This is a genomic window from Nitratidesulfovibrio liaohensis, assembly GCF_011682075.1.
Lineage (GTDB): Bacteria > Desulfobacterota > Desulfovibrionia > Desulfovibrionales > Desulfovibrionaceae > Cupidesulfovibrio > Cupidesulfovibrio liaohensis.
In genome coordinates, this window is sequence record NZ_VSMK01000648.1 from 1 (window position 1) to 957 (window position 957).

At 71.2% G+C, this 957-nt stretch carries 1 protein-coding gene; it reads right to left on the minus strand.

Annotated elements, in window-relative coordinates; all coding sequences use genetic code 11:
• Window positions 1-857, minus strand: an 857-nt coding sequence (locus tag FVW27_RS17135) for a glycosyltransferase family protein (protein ID WP_243838539.1), incomplete at its 3' end; no start/stop codon positions are given.
• Window positions 858-957: the final 100 nt, after the last annotated feature.

The following is a 957-nucleotide window of genomic DNA, read 5'->3' on the forward strand; positions in this document are numbered from 1 at the left end:
CGCAGCCGTTCGGTGAAGTCGCGTGCCCGGTGGCGTGCGCGGTGGGCGGCGTTCACTCTGGCCAGCCCGGAGGCGGCAATGCGCGCGCATCGCTCCGGGTCGGCCAGCGCCGTGCGGACCACCTCCGCCAGATTGTCGATGTCATCCGGTTCGTACAGCAGCAGGTCGCGCCCGTCCTCGAACAGATCGGCGAGGCCGTGGCCGATGCGCGGGGTGACCAGGCACCCGCCGCAGCCAAGGGCCTCGAACACCCGGAAGTTCAGGTCGCCGTGTTCGCAGTAGTTCAGCAGCAACCGCCCGCGCGGGTACAGCGCCCGGTAGTCGCCCCGGGTCACGTGCAGGCCCGGCAGTCGCTGCCCCAGCCGTTGCAGGAAGGCGTGGCGGGCAGGGGTGCGGGCTGCGTCCACGGTGCCCACGAACAGCAGGTCCCATTCCGGCGTGGGGGGGCGTGGCAGGTCCGCGTCCTTGGCGAAGGCGGGCGTCCACCAGATGCGCTCGTCGGGCAGGCGCCGCCCGGCCACCAGCGGAATGTGGTCGCGCAGGCTCATCAGGCACACGTCGAAGGCCTGGGCATACAGAGGGTACCAGCTGTGGATGTGCGAATCCACGCAGTAGAACACCGTCAGGCAGGGGAACGATTCCATGCCCAGCACGAAGGGCGGGCGGCTCTTGTCCGCCACCACCACCACGTCGGGCTCCCAGCCCGCCGCGCGCACGATGTCCTGCCAGCCGAACACCGCCACCTGCTGGAAGTCCATGGCGTGCACCTGCCAGCCTTCTTCGCGCAGGGCCTGCGCAAAGAACGGGCTGCCGATCCAGAACAGCCGGGGCATGCGGTTTTCGTGTTCGCCAGTCATGGCCGGGGTATACCGTGCCGGGGCGGCGGGCGCAACGCGGGGGGATGGTGTGATGTGGCGGGCGGGCCGGGCGGCGGGCCGCCGGGCGGTGTCCCCAGTG